This is a genomic window from Pseudomonas sp. HMWF006, from assembly GCF_003061205.1.
Lineage (GTDB): Bacteria > Pseudomonadota > Gammaproteobacteria > Pseudomonadales > Pseudomonadaceae > Aquipseudomonas > Aquipseudomonas monsensis.
Genome location: NZ_QAIU01000290.1, coordinates 10,069 through 27,553, shown reverse-complemented (window position 1 = coordinate 27,553; position 17,485 = coordinate 10,069). Strand labels below are relative to the sequence as shown.

General features: G+C 59.1%; 16 protein-coding genes and 2 pseudogenes. 5 read left to right on the top strand and 13 right to left on the bottom strand.

The annotated features are described in order from the left end of the window. Positions 1 to 375: pseudogene (locus tag DBR24_RS12050) on the top strand (alkaline phosphatase family protein); the annotation flags it as partial. A gap of 124 nt (positions 376 to 499) precedes the next feature. On the opposite strand, the gene DBR24_RS12045 reads toward DBR24_RS12050, so the two are convergent. Beyond that, entirely contained in the window at positions 500 to 1,672 is a 1,173-nt protein-coding gene (locus tag DBR24_RS12045; RefSeq protein ID WP_128614858.1) for an aspartate aminotransferase family protein, read from the bottom strand. Between the two features lie 102 nt (positions 1,673 to 1,774). On the opposite strand from DBR24_RS12045, the gene DBR24_RS12040 reads away from it, so the two are divergent. Continuing rightward, positions 1,775 to 2,722 carry a LysR family transcriptional regulator gene (locus DBR24_RS12040; protein ID WP_128614857.1) on the top strand — a complete coding sequence of 316 codons (948 nt, stop codon included), beginning with the start codon at positions 1,775 to 1,777 and terminating at the stop codon, positions 2,720 to 2,722. Here the strand turns inward: DBR24_RS12040 and msrA are convergent. From msrA to msrB, 3 genes are read right to left on the bottom strand one after another with little or no spacing between them, the layout of a single operon-like run. After that, the gene (gene msrA, locus DBR24_RS12035; protein ID WP_128614856.1) at positions 2,686 to 3,390 is read right to left on the bottom strand and encodes a peptide-methionine (S)-S-oxide reductase MsrA; all 705 of its coding nucleotides are present in this window, start codon (positions 3,388 to 3,390) and stop codon (positions 2,686 to 2,688) included. The two genes, DBR24_RS12040 and msrA, sit on opposite strands and share 37 nt — an antisense overlap. 15 nt (positions 3,391 to 3,405) lie before the next feature. Then, entirely contained in the window at positions 3,406 to 5,181 is a 1,776-nt protein-coding gene (locus DBR24_RS12030; protein WP_128614855.1) for a cytochrome c biogenesis protein DipZ, read from the bottom strand. Positions 5,182 to 5,224: 43 nt separating this feature from the next. Next, complete coding sequence (gene msrB / locus DBR24_RS12025; RefSeq protein WP_128614854.1) at positions 5,225 to 5,743, bottom strand: peptide-methionine (R)-S-oxide reductase MsrB; 519 nt, start codon at positions 5,741 to 5,743, stop codon at positions 5,225 to 5,227. A 151-nt stretch (positions 5,744 to 5,894) separates the two neighbouring features. Here msrB and DBR24_RS12020 point away from each other — a divergent pair, with 151 nt between their 5' ends. The 3 genes from DBR24_RS12020 (at position 5,895) to DBR24_RS12010 (ending at position 8,937) form a co-directional block, all read left to right on the top strand. Continuing rightward, positions 5,895 to 6,605, top strand: a complete 711-nt coding sequence (locus DBR24_RS12020; RefSeq protein ID WP_128614853.1) for a response regulator transcription factor — start codon at positions 5,895 to 5,897, stop codon at positions 6,603 to 6,605. After that, entirely contained in the window at positions 6,602 to 8,116 is a 1,515-nt protein-coding gene (locus DBR24_RS12015; RefSeq protein WP_128614852.1) for a HAMP domain-containing sensor histidine kinase, read from the top strand. Before DBR24_RS12020 ends, DBR24_RS12015 begins: the two co-directional genes overlap by 4 nt. 119 nt (positions 8,117 to 8,235) lie before the next feature. After that, positions 8,236 to 8,937: a hypothetical protein gene (locus DBR24_RS12010; RefSeq protein ID WP_123463191.1), complete on the top strand. Its 702-nt coding sequence runs from the start codon at positions 8,236 to 8,238 to the stop codon at positions 8,935 to 8,937. A 302-nt stretch (positions 8,938 to 9,239) separates the two neighbouring features. On the opposite strand, the gene DBR24_RS12005 is transcribed toward DBR24_RS12010, so the two are convergent. From DBR24_RS12005 to DBR24_RS32030, 9 genes and pseudogenes are all read right to left on the bottom strand, one after another. Beyond that, positions 9,240 to 9,731 (bottom strand): RidA family protein, encoded by a 492-nt coding sequence (locus tag DBR24_RS12005; RefSeq protein ID WP_123463189.1) that lies wholly within the window; start codon positions 9,729 to 9,731, stop codon positions 9,240 to 9,242. Positions 9,732 to 9,982: 251 nt separating this feature from the next. Further along, complete coding sequence (gene cyoE / locus DBR24_RS12000; protein WP_007916939.1) at positions 9,983 to 10,870, bottom strand: heme o synthase; 888 nt, start codon at positions 10,868 to 10,870, stop codon at positions 9,983 to 9,985. Between the two features lie 11 nt (positions 10,871 to 10,881). Then, positions 10,882 to 11,217 carry a cytochrome o ubiquinol oxidase subunit IV gene (gene cyoD / locus DBR24_RS11995; protein WP_128614851.1) on the bottom strand — a complete coding sequence of 112 codons (336 nt, stop codon included), beginning with the start codon at positions 11,215 to 11,217 and terminating at the stop codon, positions 10,882 to 10,884. Further along, a complete protein-coding gene (gene cyoC / locus DBR24_RS11990; RefSeq protein ID WP_034156084.1) occupies positions 11,217 to 11,840 on the bottom strand; it encodes a cytochrome o ubiquinol oxidase subunit III in 624 nt (207 codons plus the stop codon). The genes cyoD and cyoC overlap by 1 nt, the downstream gene beginning before the upstream one ends. Positions 11,841 to 11,843: 3 nt before the next feature. After that, positions 11,844 to 13,874, bottom strand: coding sequence for a cytochrome o ubiquinol oxidase subunit I (gene cyoB / locus DBR24_RS11985; RefSeq protein ID WP_007916945.1), 2,031 nt, complete (start codon positions 13,872 to 13,874; stop codon positions 11,844 to 11,846). Between the two features lie 3 nt (positions 13,875 to 13,877). Then, positions 13,878 to 14,819 (bottom strand): ubiquinol oxidase subunit II, encoded by a 942-nt coding sequence (cyoA, locus tag DBR24_RS11980; RefSeq protein ID WP_007916947.1) that lies wholly within the window; start codon positions 14,817 to 14,819, stop codon positions 13,878 to 13,880. A gap of 826 nt (positions 14,820 to 15,645) precedes the next feature. Beyond that, positions 15,646 to 16,155, bottom strand: a complete 510-nt coding sequence (locus tag DBR24_RS11970; RefSeq protein WP_123463187.1) for a disulfide bond formation protein B — start codon at positions 16,153 to 16,155, stop codon at positions 15,646 to 15,648. A gap of 25 nt (positions 16,156 to 16,180) precedes the next feature. Beyond that, positions 16,181 to 16,741, bottom strand: a complete 561-nt coding sequence (locus DBR24_RS11965) for an ester cyclase (protein ID WP_128614850.1) — start codon at positions 16,739 to 16,741, stop codon at positions 16,181 to 16,183. A 236-nt stretch (positions 16,742 to 16,977) separates the two neighbouring features. Further along, positions 16,978 to 17,485, bottom strand: a pseudogene (locus tag DBR24_RS32030) (nitric oxide dioxygenase); the annotation flags it as partial.

The window sequence follows — 17,485 nt, the reverse complement described above, 5'->3', positions numbered from 1 at the left end:
GGCGATGTGCATTATTCCTTCGTCTACGAAGTGCTGATCCGACACCGCAAGGCCGGTCCACGGATCTGGCAGATCACCAGCAGCGGGATCAAGAACGAGTTTCCGAAAACCTTGCTGGAGTGGTTCGACCGGCTCAATCGCTGGCTCTACTCGCCGCGCTCGCCACTCAACTGGTTTACCAAACGCCGACGCATGCGCATCGTGCCGTACAGGCCCGAACATGCAGAGGCCGGTGAGCGCTTGTGGAATTCGGCGGGGATCGGGCAGGTGTTTTTCAATGAACAGGGGCAGCCGAGCGAGATCATTCAGCACAATTCAAATGGGGCGGTGAAGACGCGGATGCTGGCGCCGGAGTTGACGGATTATCCTAATTAGCGACTCGCATTTTTCCAATGTGGGCGAGCCTGCTCGCGCATGCGATTGATCATTCAATATAAGTATCGACTGACCCACCGCCATCGCGAGCAGGCTCGCTCCCACAGGTGTCATCGGTTGCCTGTCAGTGTGCGGTTACAGCAAGCCCCACACCTCTGACAATCATCCCCACCTCGCGCTCATCAATCGTCAGCGGTGGCAGCAGCCGTATCGTCTTGCCACGCGTAACGTTGATCAGCAACCCATGATCCCGTGCGGCAATCAGCGTCAGATCACGCACCGGCTGTTTCAACTCGATACCGATCATCAAGCCCTGCCCACGAATCGCCAGTACATTGGGATTGTCTGCCAGTTCTGCGCGCAGGCGAGTCAACAGGCGATCCCCCTGAATCCGCGCGTTTTCCAGCAGCCCCTGTTCTTCGATGATATCCAGCACCGTGCAACCGACCCGGCAAGCCAGCGGATTGCCACCGAACGTACTGCCATGACTGCCGGGCGTGAACAGATCCGCCGCCTTGCCCCGTGCCAGGCAGGCGCCGATCGGTACGCCATTGCCCAGCCCCTTGGCCAGGGTCATCACATCCGGAACGATGTCTTCATGCTGGAACGCGAACCACCGGCCGGTGCGGCCGATGCCAGTCTGGATTTCGTCGAGCATCAGCAGCCAGGCGCGCCGGCTGCACAGGTCACGCAGGGCTTTCAGGTAACCGGGTGGAGCCAGTTGTACGCCGCTTTCGCCTTGAATCGGCTCGACGAGAATCGCAACGATCCGCTCGCCATGCTTTTGCTGCACCTGCTCCAGCGCCACCATGTCACCGAACGGCACTTTGATGAAATCCCCCGGAAGTTCGTTGAAACCCAGGCGCACCGCCGGGCCATCGCTGGCCGACAAGGTGCCCAGCGTGCGGCCATGAAACGCGTTGGCCATGACCACCACCAGCGGCTGTTCGATGCCTTTGCGCCAGCCGTACAAACGCGCCAGTTTCAATGCGGTTTCATTGGCTTCAGCACCGGAGTTGTTGAAGAACGCCCGATCCATCCCCGACAACCCGGTCAGCCGTTTGGCCAGTTGCTGCTGCCAGTCGATGCTGTACAGGTTCGACGTGTGCAACAGCAGCCCTGCCTGCTCGCTGATGGCAGCGACAATGCGCGGATGCGAATGGCCAACGTTGGTCACCGCCACGCCAGCGACGGCATCCAGATACTCACGACCGGTCTGATCCCACAGGCGAGTGCCCAGGCCCTTGGTGAAACTCAAGGCCAGCGGTTGGTAAGTGTTCATCAGGGCGGCGGTCATGACTTCAAACTCCAGTGCAGGTCGGTGTGTCTGCAGTATGGTTAGCCACCAGAACTGGATAAACTCGGCAAAACTTCTTTCATTTAAAAGCAGGGCTTGATAATGGACCTGTTCCAGTCGATGAACGTTTACGTCAAAGTCGTTGAAGCCGGGAGCATGACGGCAGCCGCGTTGCAGTGCGATATGTCGACGACCATGGTCGGCAATCACCTGCGGGCGCTGGAGCAACGGCTCGGCGTGCAACTGCTGCAACGCACCACACGCCGTCAGCGGCTTACCGAATTCGGCAGTGTTTACTACCAGCGTTGTCTGGATGTATTGGGGCTGGTGGCTGACTCCGAACGCCTGGCCGAACAGGCACTCGACCAACCGCGTGGCCTGCTGCGCATCACCGCACCGCTGACCTTCGGCGTCGAACGCCTGGCGCCGGCGCTCAGCGAGTTTTCCCTGCAATACCCGTTGGTGAAAATGGACGTGGTGCTGACCAACCGCCGCCCGGATCTGCTGGAAAGTGGTCTGGATGTAGCATTTCGGCTGGGGCATTTCGAACAGTCGAACCTGATCGCGCGGCCGCTGATCGACTACACCCTGACCGTGTGCGCCTCACCGGAATACGTTGCCAGACGCGGCATGCCGCAAACCCCGGAAGAGCTGCAACAACACGACTGTCTGTCATTCGCCTACCCCGCCGGCGATGACTGGCAATCGGTGGAAAAGCGCTGGCGCCTCAGCGGCCCGGACGGCGAGATTCTGGTGGATGTCAGCGGACCGATGCTGATGAACACCTCCGCCGGCTTGCACCAGGCGGCGCGCACCGGTATGGGCATCGTGATGCTGCCGGATGCGCTGGTGGAACAGGACCTGCGCGACGGCAGACTGGTGACAGTCGTCCCCGACTACCAGCCTCCCAGCCGCCCGTTGCACCTGCTGTATGCCCCGGATCGTTATCGCCTGCCGAAGCTGCGGCGGTTCGTGGAGTTTGCGATGCGGACGTGGGGGCAGAACGTGAAACATCAAGATCCGCCCTTCACCAACACCGGCTTGTCCTGATAACGCTGCGCAAACAACTGCTTCAACTGCGCCACTTTCGGCATGTCGTTGATGACGATGTACGGATAGCTCGGATGCTCCGTCAGGAAATCTTGGTGATAGTCCTCCGCCGGGTAGAAGCCGTTATAGGTTTCCAGTTTCGTCACGATGGGTTTGCCATAGGCGTGCGCCGCATCCAGTTGCGCGATATAGGCCTGCGCCACGCGTTGCTGATCGGCGTTGACCGGGAACAGCGCCGAGCGGTATTGCGTGCCGCTGTCGGGGCCCTGGCGGTTGAGTTCAGTCGGGTTGTGGGCCACCGAAAAGTAGATCTGCAGCAGGTTGCCGTAGCTGACTTGCGTCGGGTCGAAGGTGACTTGTACCGACTCGGCATGACCGGTGTCGCCTTCACTGACCCGCTCGTATTGCGCCGTGTTCGCGGCACCGCCGGCGTAACCGGAGACGGCTTTCTGCACACCTTTGACGTGTTGAAAAACCCCTTGCACGCCCCAGAAGCAACCACCGGCAAACACTGCGGTTTCACTGTGCGCCTGCGTGGTTTCATCAAGGGCCGGCGGCGGAATGACCACCGCGTCCTCGGCCCCGAAAGAAAAGGCCGAGCACTGACCGATCACGCCAGCCATCGCGACGCCCAATAACCCACGCCGCCAGTTGTTTTGAGATTTCATCTTGCGCACTCCTGATCAGCCGAAGGTGAAGGCGTAGGCCGCTACGCCCGGGTCAAGAAATTCGATGGTGAAGGTTCGATCCCTCACCGCATCGGTTTGCCGCACCAACTGGTACAGGCGCTGCTCGGTCACGCGGCCGCTGCCATCCGCAGCGACATCCATACCGCGGGCATCACCCGGCGCCTGACCGTCAATCGACACTTTGAACCGCACCGGTTTGCCCTCCGCGCCCGGCCCCAGCACCAAGTGCAGATCGCGGGCGTGAAAGCGGTAGACAATACGGCTGGCCGGTGCGCTGGCGGTGGCGCGCTCGGCACCGACGGCCCATTGGCCGCCGAGGCTCCAGTCATTGAGGGTCAGGTTGGCCGGTGGGTTATAGGTCGCGACCTTGTCAGGCACCAGGCCGCTTTGCGCTACAAAATGCTCCGCGCGCTGGTAGCCGACATAGGTTTCCGGCGACAGCACCTGATTCATGTCCGGCGCCTGTTGCACACCTTTGCCATCGGCGTTGATCAAGCCGTCGGCCACGGTTTTCGCTCCGGCCTCACGCAGCAACTGCTGGATGACCCGTTCCGACTCGGCGTAGTCGCCTTCGCCAAAATGGTGATAACGAATGCGTCCCTGAGCGTCGGCAAAGTAATGCGCCGGCCAGTATTCATTGTTGAAGGCGCGCCAGATCTTGTAGTCGTTATCGATCGCCACCGGGTAGTTGATGCCCAACTCCTTCATGGCTTTGGTGACGTTGCCTACATCACGCTCGAAGGCGAACTCCGGGGCGTGCACGCCGATCACCACCAGGCCCTGATCGCGGTACTTCTCGGCCCAGGCTTTGACATACGGCAGCGTGCGCAGGCAATTGATGCAGGAGTAAGTCCAGAAATCCACCAGCACCACTTTGCCCTTCAATGCCTGGGCGTCCAGCGGTGGCGAATTGAGCCATTGCACGGCGCCATTGAGCGGCGGCAACTGGCCTTCAACCGGGAGTGTTCCCGGTGCCTTGTCGGCAACTTTCATTGCTCCGCCCATGGCAGGAATCTGCGCCATCATCGTTCCGTTATCAGACGCCGACTTGCCGGACAGTTTGCCGACCAGTGCCTGTTCAATCCCGCCAGTGGATGCCGTCGACAGCCGTGCCAGCAGCCCGGTGTCGAGGCCCAGCGCAATCGCCGCGACACCCGCGAGCATCGCCACGCCCAACCCACGCCGGATCCACTCCCCCGTGCCGATCGAGCGCTTCATCAGCGCAAACACCTTACCGCCCAGCAACAGCGCGGACGCCAGTGAAGTCGCGGCGCCCGCCGCGTAGGCGAGCAACAACAGCGTGGTGGCGATGCTTGCCCCTTGCAGCGCGGCGCCGGTCAGAATCAGTCCCAGAATGGGCCCGGCGCAAGGCGCCCAGAGCAGCCCCGTGGCGACGCCGACCAGAAACGACGCGCCGGGACGTGGACGGTTGTCCTGCCCGGCGACCTCCGACAGACGATTGCCGGCCGACACCAGGGGCCGGGTCAGGCGCTCGGCCACACGCGGCAGCAGCAAGGTCAGCCCGAACAGTGCAACGAACAGCAACGCGAGCCAGCGCCCGTACTGATTGACTTGCACCACCCAGCCGCCGCCCACCGCCGCCAACGAGGCGACGAGCGCGAAGGTCAGCGCCATCCCGGCCAATAGCGGCAAGCCACTCTTGATAAACGGTTGCCCGGTGCGAGCGAAGACAAAAGGCAGTACCGGCAGGATGCACGGGCTGACGATCGTCAGCACACCACCGAGATAAGCGAGAACCAAGAGCCACATAAATCCGTCCTGTCTGAAGTGAAGATCGCCCGTGATTCATGGCTCAGGCCACCACGGCTTTGAAGGTCATCGCCAGCCCGTTCATGCAATAACGCAGGCCGGTGGGCTTCGGTCCGTCATCGAAGACATGCCCCAGATGTCCGCCGCAGCGACGACAGTGAACCTCTTCGCGGGACATGCCGAAGGAGCGGTCCTGACGCGTGGCCACGGCGTGCTCCAACGGCGCCCAGAAACTCGGCCATCCGGTGCGGCTGTCGAATTTGGTGGCGGATGAAAACAGCGCCAGATCACACCCGGCACAGGCGAATGTGCCCGTGCGATGTTCATTGTTGAGGGGGCTGGTGTAGGCACGCTCGGTGCCTTCCTTGCGCAGGATCCGGTATTGCTCGTCACTGAGGATCGAGTGCCATTCACTGTCGCTGTGGCTCACCTCGAATGCTTCATCCGCATGCGCTTCGCTGACCAGTGCAGTGCCAGTCGACAATTTTGGCAATACACCCGCCACCAGCGCTGCAAGCCCCAGCCCGCCGCTCGCTAACAGAACCTGTCGCCGTGAAAACATGGCCGTCTCCCAAAATTCCAAATGCCCTTTGCGGAACACAGCCTAGGCTTGGGTTGATCGCCAAATCCTCACAGGGAGTTAACGAATTCGTGATAACTCACCCGAGAGAAAACCCGCACAATGCGCGCATTGCGCCGAAGGATTGAGCTTCATGGAACAGACCAGACGCATCCTCGTGGTCGAGGATGACCAGCACATCGCCGACCTTATCTGCCTGCACCTGCGCGACGAAAAATTCGAGGTGATTCACAGTGCCGACGGCGATGAGGGCATGCGCTTGTTGCAGCAGGGGCATTGGGATGCCTTGATCCTCGACCTGATGCTGCCGGGCGTCGATGGCCTGGAGATCTGCCGCCGCGCCCGGGCCATGGCGCGCTATACACCGATCATCATCACCAGCGCGCGCTCCAGCGAATTGCACCGCATTCTTGGCCTGGAGCTGGGCGCCGACGATTACCTGGCCAAACCGTTTTCGATGCTGGAACTGGTAGCCCGGGTCAAGGCCTTGCTGCGCCGGGTCGATGCGATGGCGCGCAACCTGAAAATGGACGCCGGCAGCCTGAGCCTCGACGGCCTGTCCATCGATCCGATCACCCGAGAAGTCAGCCTCGACGGGCAGCGGCTGGACCTCACCCCGCGAGAGTTCGATCTGTTGTATTTCTTCGCCCGCCAGCCGGGCAAAGTGTTCTCGCGCATGGACCTGCTCAATGCCGTCTGGGGCTACAGCCACGAAGGTTATGAACACACGGTGAACACCCACATCAACCGCTTGCGGGCGAAGATCGAGAAGGATCCGGCGCAGCCCGCACGTATCCTCACGGTGTGGGGCCGCGGTTATAAATTCGGTACCGAGCAGCCATGAAACTGAACCTGACGCAGCGCCTGTCCCTGGTATTCGCCGTGCTGTTACTGGTGTGCTGCGGCACATCGGCATGGCTGCAGGTGCGCTCCAGTCAGATGCATGAGCTGGAGGTGGTGCAAGGTCTGTCGCGGGATCTGGCGCAACACATCGCCCACGACACGGTGCTGATGGACAGCCACGGGCTGATGCCCGGCGCCGTGCGCGAACTGTTCAGCCAGTTGATGCTGGTGAATCCGAGTGTCGAGGTGTACCTGCTCGATACCGAGGGCAAGATTGTCGGCAATGCGGCACCGGAAGGCCGGATCCGCCGTCAACAGGTCGATCTGGCGCCAATCCGCCAGTTGCTCAATGACCAGCCGCTGCCGATTCTCGGCGATGACCCGCGCAGCGTCGACGGACGCAAAGTGTTCAGTGCAGCGCCGTTGCAGGTCGACGGCAAGGCCGCCGGTTATCTGTACGTGGTGTTGCTTGGCGAAGCACACGACCGCTACGCCGAACGCGGTGCCACCAGCGCCGCGCTCAATACGGCGCTGTTGTCGATCGGGCTGGTCGCGTTGCTGTGTCTGATTGCCGGTCTGACCGCGTTCAACCTGATCACCCGGCCACTGCGGCGCCTGACGGAAACCGTCAGCCGCTTCGACATCGACGGTGCTCCGCAATCTGTTGTTTCGGCACCTGTGGATAAAAGCGCCGATCCGGATGAAATCGCCGTACTCGACGCTGCTTTCCGCCAGATGCAAAACCGCCTCGGTGAACAATGGCGCTCGCTGACCCGCCAGGATCAGGAACGCCGCGAACTGGTGGCAAACATTTCCCATGACCTGCGCACCCCATTGGCCTCGTTGCACGGTTATCTGGAAACCCTGTCACTCAAGGACGCCACACTCTCGCCCGAAGAACGCCGGCGCTATCTAGGCATCGCCCTCGATCAAAGCCGCAAGGTCGGGGGGCTGGCGCAATCGCTGCTGGAACTGGTGCGTCTGGAGCACGGTTTCGTGCAACCGGTGCCGGAGCGTTTTTCCCTGCTCGATCTGGTGCAGGACATCTTCCAGAAATTCGAGCTGACGGCCGAAGCGCGACAGGTGGAACTCAAGGCGCATTTCGTGCCTAACCTGCCGACGGTCTGCGCCGACCTCGGGTTGATCGAACGGGTGCTGACCAACCTGGTGGACAATGCCTTGCGCCATACACCCAAGGGCGGCGAAATCGAATTCGATCTGCAGCCCCATGGCGCACGGGTCGAGGTGACGGTAAGCGACACCGGCCCCGGTATCGCCCCGGAGTTGCGCGAAGGTCTGTTCCTGCGACCGTTCAATATCGGTGGTGCCCGGCGGGATGGCGGGCTGGGGCTGCGTATCGTGCACCGCATCCTGCAACTGCACGGGCGCGAGATTCAGTTGCTGGATGTCGCGGGGCGCGGCGCGACTTTTCGCTTCTCATTGCCGACCGATCAGCAAACCGCTGAACAGTGGATGATGCGCTCGGTCAATTCGGACGCGCCGGACAAATAATCCGCACCGCCGGCCTGTTGTTCCGTGACAACACCGCCCCGCTCCCCTAAATTAACCGGCCTGAAAAAGACCTCGCGCTTTCTCATCTCCACTCAAGTTAAAAAAGTAGTGAAATTTCAATGTCCGATTTCAACACCGCTGAATCCGTAGTCACCGAATCGTCCAAAGCGGAATACGAAAACTCCATCAATCTTTCACAACACCTCCCACAAGCCAAAATCATCAGCGAGATGGTGCTGGATGCATTCCAGTCCACCCGCGAAAGCGACCAGATCCGCGAACTGCGCGCCGCGATTCGTCAAGCGCACGACAGCTTCGATGACGACAAGGCCTACGAGCTGATGGGCGAACTCAAGCGCCTGAAAGACGCCGAAGCCGCCGACATTGCAGCCCTGGAAGACCTGAGCAGCAAGTTCTCGATCGGCCGCATCCTGTCCAGCTTCAAGGACGATCCGGCGTTTCAGGAAATCGTTTATGGCCTGGCGCTGAAAGTGCTGAACCAGACTCATCAGGCGATCAGCAACCCGAGCGGTGGCAAGAGCAAAGCGGCCAAGAAGAAAGAAGTCGAAATCTTCACCATCAGCAAGGACGGTATGAGCGTAACGCTGCCGTTGCGCACTCCGCGTTCGCGCCTGAACGTTGACCGTGCAGCGCTGGAATTCCTCGGTTTCACCTTCGTCGGTGAAGGCGAAGAAGCGGAACTGGAAAGCGAAACGTTCCTCGACAACGCCGGCACTGAGCAGGCGGTAAACCGCAAGAACATCATCACCGCGCTGCAACAGCAGACCGCGTTCGATGGCTACAGCATCGCCGCGCAGTAATAGCACAGCTGCTGTACGAAAAAGCCCCGCGCTGAGATTCAGGCGGGGCTTTTTGGTTTTCGGCGGGCATTAGTGGAATGGCGTAAATCCCAGCCCCTCACCCCAGCCCTCTCCCAAGGGAGAGGGAGCCGATCGGGAGATATTGAAGCGACGCATCGAAATGAAAGTGCTGTGCGGAATCCGCTATCGCCTCGATCTCTCAGGTCGATGTATAGCGCAAGACGCCTCGGTCAGTCCCCTCTCCCTACGGGCGGTCTGACGTTTCGGGAGGGTCAGGGTGAGGGCAAGCTGCCAAATCACCTTCAAGCCGACGGATGCAACGCTACAATCATGTCCACTTCAATCGCCGCGTTCTTCGGCAACTGATACACACCGACCGTGCTGCGCGTGTGCCGGCCGGCATCGCCGAGCACATGGCTGAACACGTCCGACGCGCCGTTGGCCACTTCGCTAAGGTCAACAAAGTCCGGCGTCGACTTCACGTACACGGTGACTCGCAACAACGCCTTGATCTTGTCCAGCGAACCCACCGCATCGACGATCAGCGCCAGGCAGCGCATCGCACTGATGCTGGCGGCGGCCTGCGCATCCTTGAGGGTCAACTCCAGGCCGACACGCCCCGGGTACTGAATCTTGCCGTTAGTGCGCGGCACCATACCGCTGATGTAAAGCTCATCATGATGACGGATCAGCGGCGCGTAATTGCCACCGGCGGTGTTCTCGCCATAAATGTCGTAGTTCAGCTCTTGGGCCAGGGCAATGAAGCGTTCATCACAGGTCATCCTCTCAGTCATTTCGCCCAGCCTCTTGATCTATGCGTGAAATATCGCGGAGTAAAACAGTTGAGCGCCGAGGAAATGGCATGGCGCTATCACTGACATGGCTGGATCCAAATCTAGGAGGTTTGCGGCGATACCGCAACCTGCCTGCCTGAAGCGCTTGTTGCGTTGCGGCCATTGGCGGCACATCAAATCAGCATAATCCACCCAACAAAAAACCCCGCACATCTCTCAATGTGCGGGGTTTTTCTTGAAGCCTCGAAACCTTACGGCGCGTACGTCAGCAGCAGCTCTGCGGGCACCTTGAAGTCCAGGGACATCATGACGCTCAACGCAGTGATGGTGAAGATCGAGAACACGAACAGCTTGCGTGCCCAGACCGTGTCATCCACTGCCTTGTAGCCGGTCCAGGCCATGTACAGCCAGTACATGCCCATGGCCGCGGCAACGGCGAGGTAGCTCATGCCGGCGTAACCGCTGAAGGTCAGCATCAAGGTCGCTACGAGGAACGCCAGGATGTAGAGCAGGATGTGCTTCTTGGCCACTTGAATCCCACGCTTAACGGGCAGCACCGGAATCGATGCGGCCAGGTAATCGTTGAAGCGGAAGATCGCGATGGCGTAGGAATGCGGCATCTGCCACAGGCTGAACATCACCAGCAGGGTCAGCGCGGCCATGTCGAAGCTGTTGGTTACGGCAACGTAACCGATCACTGGCGGCATGGCGCCCGACAGACTGCCCACCAGCGTGCCGTGAACCGACTTGCGCTTGAGGTACAGGCTGTAGAAGCCGACGTAGATGATGAAGCCAATGACCGCGAACAGCGCGGCCAACGGGTTGGCTACCTTGTACAACAACGCAACGCCGAGAACACCAAGGATGGTCGCGTAAACCAGGGCCAGTTTCAGGGAGATCAAGCCCTGCACCAGCACCCGGTTTTTAGTGCGTTCCATCTTCAGGTCGATGTCGCGGTCGATGCAGTTGTTGAACACGCAACCGGACGCTACAACCAGGGAGGTGCCGATCATGGCTGCCAGAAACACCGCCAGATCGACATGCCCTTTCGAGGCCAGGAAGAACCCGCCTGCCACAGAAAGCACGTTACCGAAAATGATCCCCGGTTTGGTGATTTGGATAAAGTGCTTGAGCGACATCGGGTCTTACCTCACTTCGCCATCATGTACGTGTGGATGCTGAACATGATCCACAGCGACAGGCCAACCAGCAGCAGGATCACGATCGCCGTAAAGACGAATGCAATCACGTTGTTACGCTGAGCAATGGAACGGTCCAGGTGCAGGAAGTAATACAGGTGAACGATCACCTGGATCACTGCGAACAGCAGAACGATTGCCAGCGTGGTGGCCTTCGGCAGGCTCGGGTACATCACCAGGCCGAACGGGATGACGGTCAGGATCACCGACAGGATGAAGCCAATGGCGTACGACTTTACGCTGCCGTGGCCAGCATCATGGCTGTCATGGGAGTGTGCATTAGCCATTACAGAGTCCCCATCAGGTAAACAACGGTGAATACGCAGATCCACACCACGTCCAGGAAGTGCCAGAACAGGCTCAGGCAGCTCAGACGGGTCTTGTTGGTCGCCGTCAGGCCGTGCTTGTTGACCTGGTACATCATGATGCCCATCCAGATCAGACCTGCGGATACGTGCAGACCGTGGGTACCGACCAGGGTGAAGAACGCGGACAGGAAGCCCGAACGGCTAGGACCGAAGCCCTCGGAGATCAGCAGGTGGAACTCGTTGATCTCCATGGCGATAAAGCCTGCGCCCAGCAGGAAGGTCATGAACAACCAACCCAGAACCTGCTGCTTCTTGCCTTTGAACAACGCCAGCATGGCGAAGCCGTAGGTGATCGAACTGAACAACAGCAGAGCGGTTTCGCCCAACACGTATGGCAGTTCGAAGATGTCGTGGCCCGACGGGCCACCGGCAACGTTGTTTACCAGTACTGCGTACACCGCGAAGATCGACGCAAACAGAATGCAGTCGGTCATCAGGTAGAGCCAGAAACCGTATACGGTCATCTCGCCCGAGTCGTGGTGATGGTCATCGTGCCCATGGTCACCATGGGCGTGTCCAACATTGGTCACTAAATTCGACATGGTTTAAGCCTGTTCCAACGAGGTTTCAACACGGGTGGCACCGGCCGGGATCTTCCCTGCCGCGACCAGACGCTTGTGCTGCTCGGCTTCGATACGCTCGATCGTTTCAACCGGAACCATATAGCCCTGGTCGTCACGTGCAGCGTGGATCACGAAGTAGATGACGGTGCCGGCCAGGCTGGCGATCGCCAACCACCAGATGTGCCAGATCATCGCGAAACCGAAGACGGTCAACAGTGCGCCCATCACCACGCCAGTGGCGGTGTTGTTCGGCATGTGGATCGGCTCGTACTTGGCCGGACGCTGGTACGCAGTACCGTTTTCCTTGGCTTCGGTGAACGGGTCGATGCAGTCAGCCTTAGGCAGCACAGCGAAGTTGTAGAACGGAGGTGGCGACGAGGTCGACCATTCCAGGGTGTGTGCATTCCACGGGTCACCGTGATCGCAAACGTTCTCTGGCTTGTTACGGTCACGCACGCTCACATAGAGCTGGATCAGCTGGCAGGCAATACCGACAGCGATCATCACCGCACCGAACATGGCAACGTACAGGTACGGTACCCACTCAGGGTTGGTGGTGGCATTCAGACGACGGGTCATGCCCATGAAGCCCAGTGCATAGAGCGGCATGAACGCGACGAAGAAGCCCGAGATCCAGAACCAGAACGCTGCTTTACCCCAGCCTTCGTGCAGCTTGAAGCCGAACGCTTTCGGGAAGTAGAACGCGAAACCAGCGATGTAACCGAATACCGCACCGCCGATGATCACGTTGTGGAAGTGCGCGATCACGAACAGGCTGTTGTGCAGCACGAAGTCAGCACCCGGGATGGCCAGCAGTACGCCGGTCATGCCGCCGATGGCGAAGGTCACCATGAAGCCCAGGGTCCACAGAACCTGGCTGGTGAAGCGCAGACGGCCCTGGTAGATGGTGAACAGCCAGTTGAACAGTTTCACACCCGTCGGGATGGAAATCAGCATCGTCGCCAGACCGAAGAAGGCGTTGACGCTCGCACCCGAACCCATGGTGAAGAAGTGGTGCAGCCAAACCATGAAGCCCAGTACCGAGATCGCGCCCGAGGCGTAGATCATCGAGTGGTGGCCGAACAGTTTCTTGCCGGTGAACGCCGAGATCACTTCCGAGAAGATGCCGAATGCCGGCAGGATCAGGATGTAAACCTCAGGGTGGCCCCAGGCCCAGAACAGGTTGACGTACATCATTGGATTGCCACCAAGTTCATTGGTGAAAATGTGGAAATCCATGTAACGGTCAAGGGTCAGCAGTGCCAGGGTCGCGGTCAGGATCGGGAACGAAGCCACGATCAGAACGTTTGCCCAGGTGCAGGTCCAGGTGAAGATCGGCATGTCCATCAGTTTCATGCCAGGGGTACGCATTTTCAGTACGGTCGCGAGGAAGTTAACCCCCGTCAGCGTCGTACCTAACCCGGATAGCTGTAGCGCCCAGATGTAGTAGTCCATACCCACGCCAGGGCTGTATTGCAGACCCGACAATGGTGGGTAGGCAACCCAACCGGTCTTGGCGAATTCGCCGACGCCCAGGGACAGGTTGATCAGCACAACGCCGGACACCAGCAGCCAGAAGCTCAGGGAGTTCAGGAACGGGAACGCAACGTCACGCGCGCCGATCTGCAGCGGCACTGCAAGGTTCATCAGGCCGGTGAAGAATGGCATCGCCATGAAGATGATCATGATCACACCGTGAGCGGTGAAGATCTGGTCATAGTGTTCAGGTGGCAGGTAGCCAGGCGAACCCTCGGTGGCCATGGCCAACTGGGTACGCATCATGATGGCGTCGGCAAAACCGCGCAGCAGCATGACCATGGCAACGATGATGTACATCACGCCGATTTTCTTGTGGTCGACCGAGGTCAACCACTCGGTCCACAAGTAGGTCCACTTCTTGAAGTAGGTGATTGCAGCGAACAGCGCCAGACCACCGAGGGCGATCATGGCGATGGTCACCATCACGATCGGCTCGTGGAATGGGACTGCTTCCCAACTTAATTTACCAAACATCGTTTACTCCTCTGCCCCGGCAGCTGAATGCGAACTCGAGTCAATTTCCGTGGCCGCCACTTCTTTCTCTTTCTTCTCGTGCTTCAGCGGCTTGCCCGGCTTCATACCTTCGTACTTGTCGACGATGATCTGGAACTGGTTCGGCGTGACCGAGGAGTAGAGCTCGACTGGGTTGTTCTGGCTCGGTTTGGCAAGGGCCGCATATTCAGCTTGATCAAGCTGTTTAGGTGACTTCTTGACTTCACTTACCCAGGCGTCGAAATCTTCCTGAGTGGTGGAGATAGCCTTGAATTTCATACCGGTGAAACCCGCGCCGCTATAGTTGGCGGAGATACCGTCCATTTCAGCGTTGCGGTCAGCGATCAGGTGCAGCTTGGTCTGCATGCCCGCCATCGCATAGATCTGGCCGCCCAGACCCGGGATGAAGAACGAGTTCATCACAGCGTCAGAGGTGATCTTGAAGTTGATTGGCGTGTGCGCCGGGAACACGATCTTGTTGACCGTGGCAATGCCTTGTTCCGGGTAGATGAACAGCCACTTCCAGTCCAGCGCAACGACTTCGATGGTCACTGGCTTGACGTCGGATTGAATTGGACGATACGGGTCCAGTTCGTGGGTCGAAATGTAGGTGATGTAACCCAGGGCAATGATGATCAGGACCGGAATGGTCCAGACTGCCACTTCGATTTTGGTCGAGTGCGACCATTTCGGGGTGTACACGGCGTTCTTGTTGGACGCGCGGTACTTCCAGGCGAACAGGAAGGTCATGACGATAACCGGCACAACGACCAACAGCATCAGCAGCGTGGCGGTGATGATCAGGTTGCGCTGTTCCAGGCCGACCTGGCCCGTTGGATTGAGCAAGGTCATGTTGCAGCCTCCCAGCAACAACGTGCCGAGCAGCGGCACTAGGCCTAGTAATCTGGGGTACCTGTTTTTACTCATCTCACGACCTCTAAAGCAGCTTGCGCAATGCAGTTGGGTTTTGATCGCCAACACTTCACCCTGCCAAGGGTTGGCATTTTCTTTGGATTGAATAAGGGCCGCCCGTCGCGCGTCAGACGCTCGACAAAACCTTGGGACAGCGGTCAGTTCTTATTCGAATTCGTGGTCAAAGGCCTTGTTACAGACCAATTCCATTTGGTGCGGAAAGTTGGAAGGCACCGACACCTGGGTGTCTCAAAAGCCTTTCGGCCTGCTCGACACCCGACTTCCTGTCCAGTTCCTTAATAAAGGTTGAACAGTGCCGGGAATTCAATGCGGGCGATTGTAGATAGGTAGCGCCCTATACACCATGTCTTATCCCGAAATAATTTTTATCGCTCAGAGCAACAATCCATCACCGTTTTTGCAAAAGTTCCGCATCTTATCGAAATCAATTCTCAACAAAAACACCAAAAAATGTAGGTCTATCCACCTCAGTTCAGACAGCTCTGAACGCTTTCTCCCAGCACCGAATCGGCGCAAAGCCCGATATTCAAAGGCCTCTGGCCATCTCCCGGAGCTTGTTAAAACTGCCTGATCTGGCACACACGTGCAAAACCAGAAAAATACCGAAACAGACCAATCCTTTTTTGTAACATTACGCCATTCCGTGTCGTTCAATCGGCTTGCGACACGCTCTGTGTGACAACATGTCGCACACCTGTCGCACCCATCCTTGCCATTCGTCACGGTGATTTCACAAACACTCTGAAATGCAAAACGCCCCGATGAGCTGATCCGCAAATCGGGGCGTTTTCTGTATCGGCCAATCCGCCGAAGAGTTGACTCAGCGCAGTGTTTTTCGGTTACGCGAGGTCAGCAGCGGCACCAGGATCACCACCAGCACGAATGCCAGCAGTGCCCATTGCGCCAGCGACAGACCGAGAATCGGCGGGTACGGCGTCGAGCAGAAACCGTCGACCTGGAAGCCCAGCGGGAAGATCTTCGCCAGCGGCAGGTCATCGACAATCGGCTGCAGCACATCAATGCCGCAACTCACTGCCGGATAGAACTGGGTGTAGACGTGATGCCCGGCAACACCGGCGCCGGCAATCGCGCAAATGACCACCAGCACTTCGAACACGGTGATGCTGCGGCGGCTGCGCATGGCCGCGCCAACGAAGGCGAACAGCGCGATCAGCAGCAGTGCATAACGCTGCAGGATGCACAGCGGACACGGTGCCTCACCCAACACAATCTGCATGTACAGCGCACCGCCGATCAGTGCCAGGCAGATAATCCCCAGCAGCACCAGAAAGCGCCGCTCACGTCCCAGTCGAATCGTTTCCTCGCTCATCGCGTTTCCCTTGTATGTCCATGGTTCAGCTGGCCGGCGGCTGCGCTTGCAGTTGCGCCATCAGGCTGATGTTGTCTTCGATATGCCAATTGGCCGCGATGCGACCGTTGTCGATCTGATAGATATCGGTTGCCCGGAAGTCTACACGCTGGCCCTGCCCTTTGAGAGCCTTGAACGTGCCGCTGAAGTGCCCGCGAAAGTGCAGATGCACCACCACGCGGTCTCCGGCGATGATCATTTGTTCGATCTCGCAGCTCAGGTCCGGCACCGCCGTACGAAAGAACTTCGACGCCAGCAACGGTCCGGTCGGTCCCTGCACCCGGCCTTCGGGCGGTGTATTGTCGACAAATTGCGGCGACAAGGCTGCCGTGGCCAGGGCCTCTTCCCCACTGCTCCAGAAACTGCCGTAACGCCGCGCCGCCAACTCCATCGCCTGTTGCTGCGCCTTGGGCAGGCTCTGATCGACGATCAGGCTCTGCGGTGTAATCAACGCCGATTCGGCCGAGGCAAACGGACTGGCCAGCAACGCGGCCGACAGGCCTAGGGTTGCCAGGCTCAAACGAGGGGAGAAGATGATGTGCGACATGGGGGCGATCCTGATCAGTTAAACGAACGAGCGCCTATCATCAGCATCGGGGAATAAACGATAAACCGGTTAAGAAACGATTAACCTTTAAACAGAATTTAATAATCAGGACCGCATAACGGCCAATCGCGGGCAAGCCCGCTCCCACAGGTCTGGCATCGTTCACAGATGCTGTGTACGACATAAATCCTGTGGGAGCGGGCTTGCCCGCGATGCAGACGACTCGGTCTCAGGAGTTATTCCAAAGCAGCAGCCGGCCCGAAGAACTCATACCGGCTCTGCTGCTCCGGCACGCCCAGCGCTTTCAGATGGCGCTTGATCGCCCCCATAAAACCCTTCGGCCCAAGAAAGTAAGCGTCGACATCCCGTTGCGCTGGCAGCCACTCGCCCAACTGCTCCTGAGTCAACATCCCGACCTTGTCCGCCGCCGGACTGACGCCGTCGTCTTCGGCATAGCAATAAAACCGCTTGAGTTGCGGATGCCGCGCCGCCAACCCGTCGATCCAGTCGCGGAACGCATGCACGCTGCCATTGCGCGCGCAGTGGATAAAGTGCACCGGCCGCTCGCTCTCCAGCGCCGCTTCGAGCATCGCCAGCGTCGGCGTGATGCCCACGCCGCCACTGATCAACACCAGCGGTTTATCGCTGGCAGTCAGGGTGAATTCGCCCGATGGCGGGAACAGCTGAATGCTCGAGCCGAAGTGCAAGTGATCGTGCAAGTGGTTGGAGGCGCGACCACCCGGT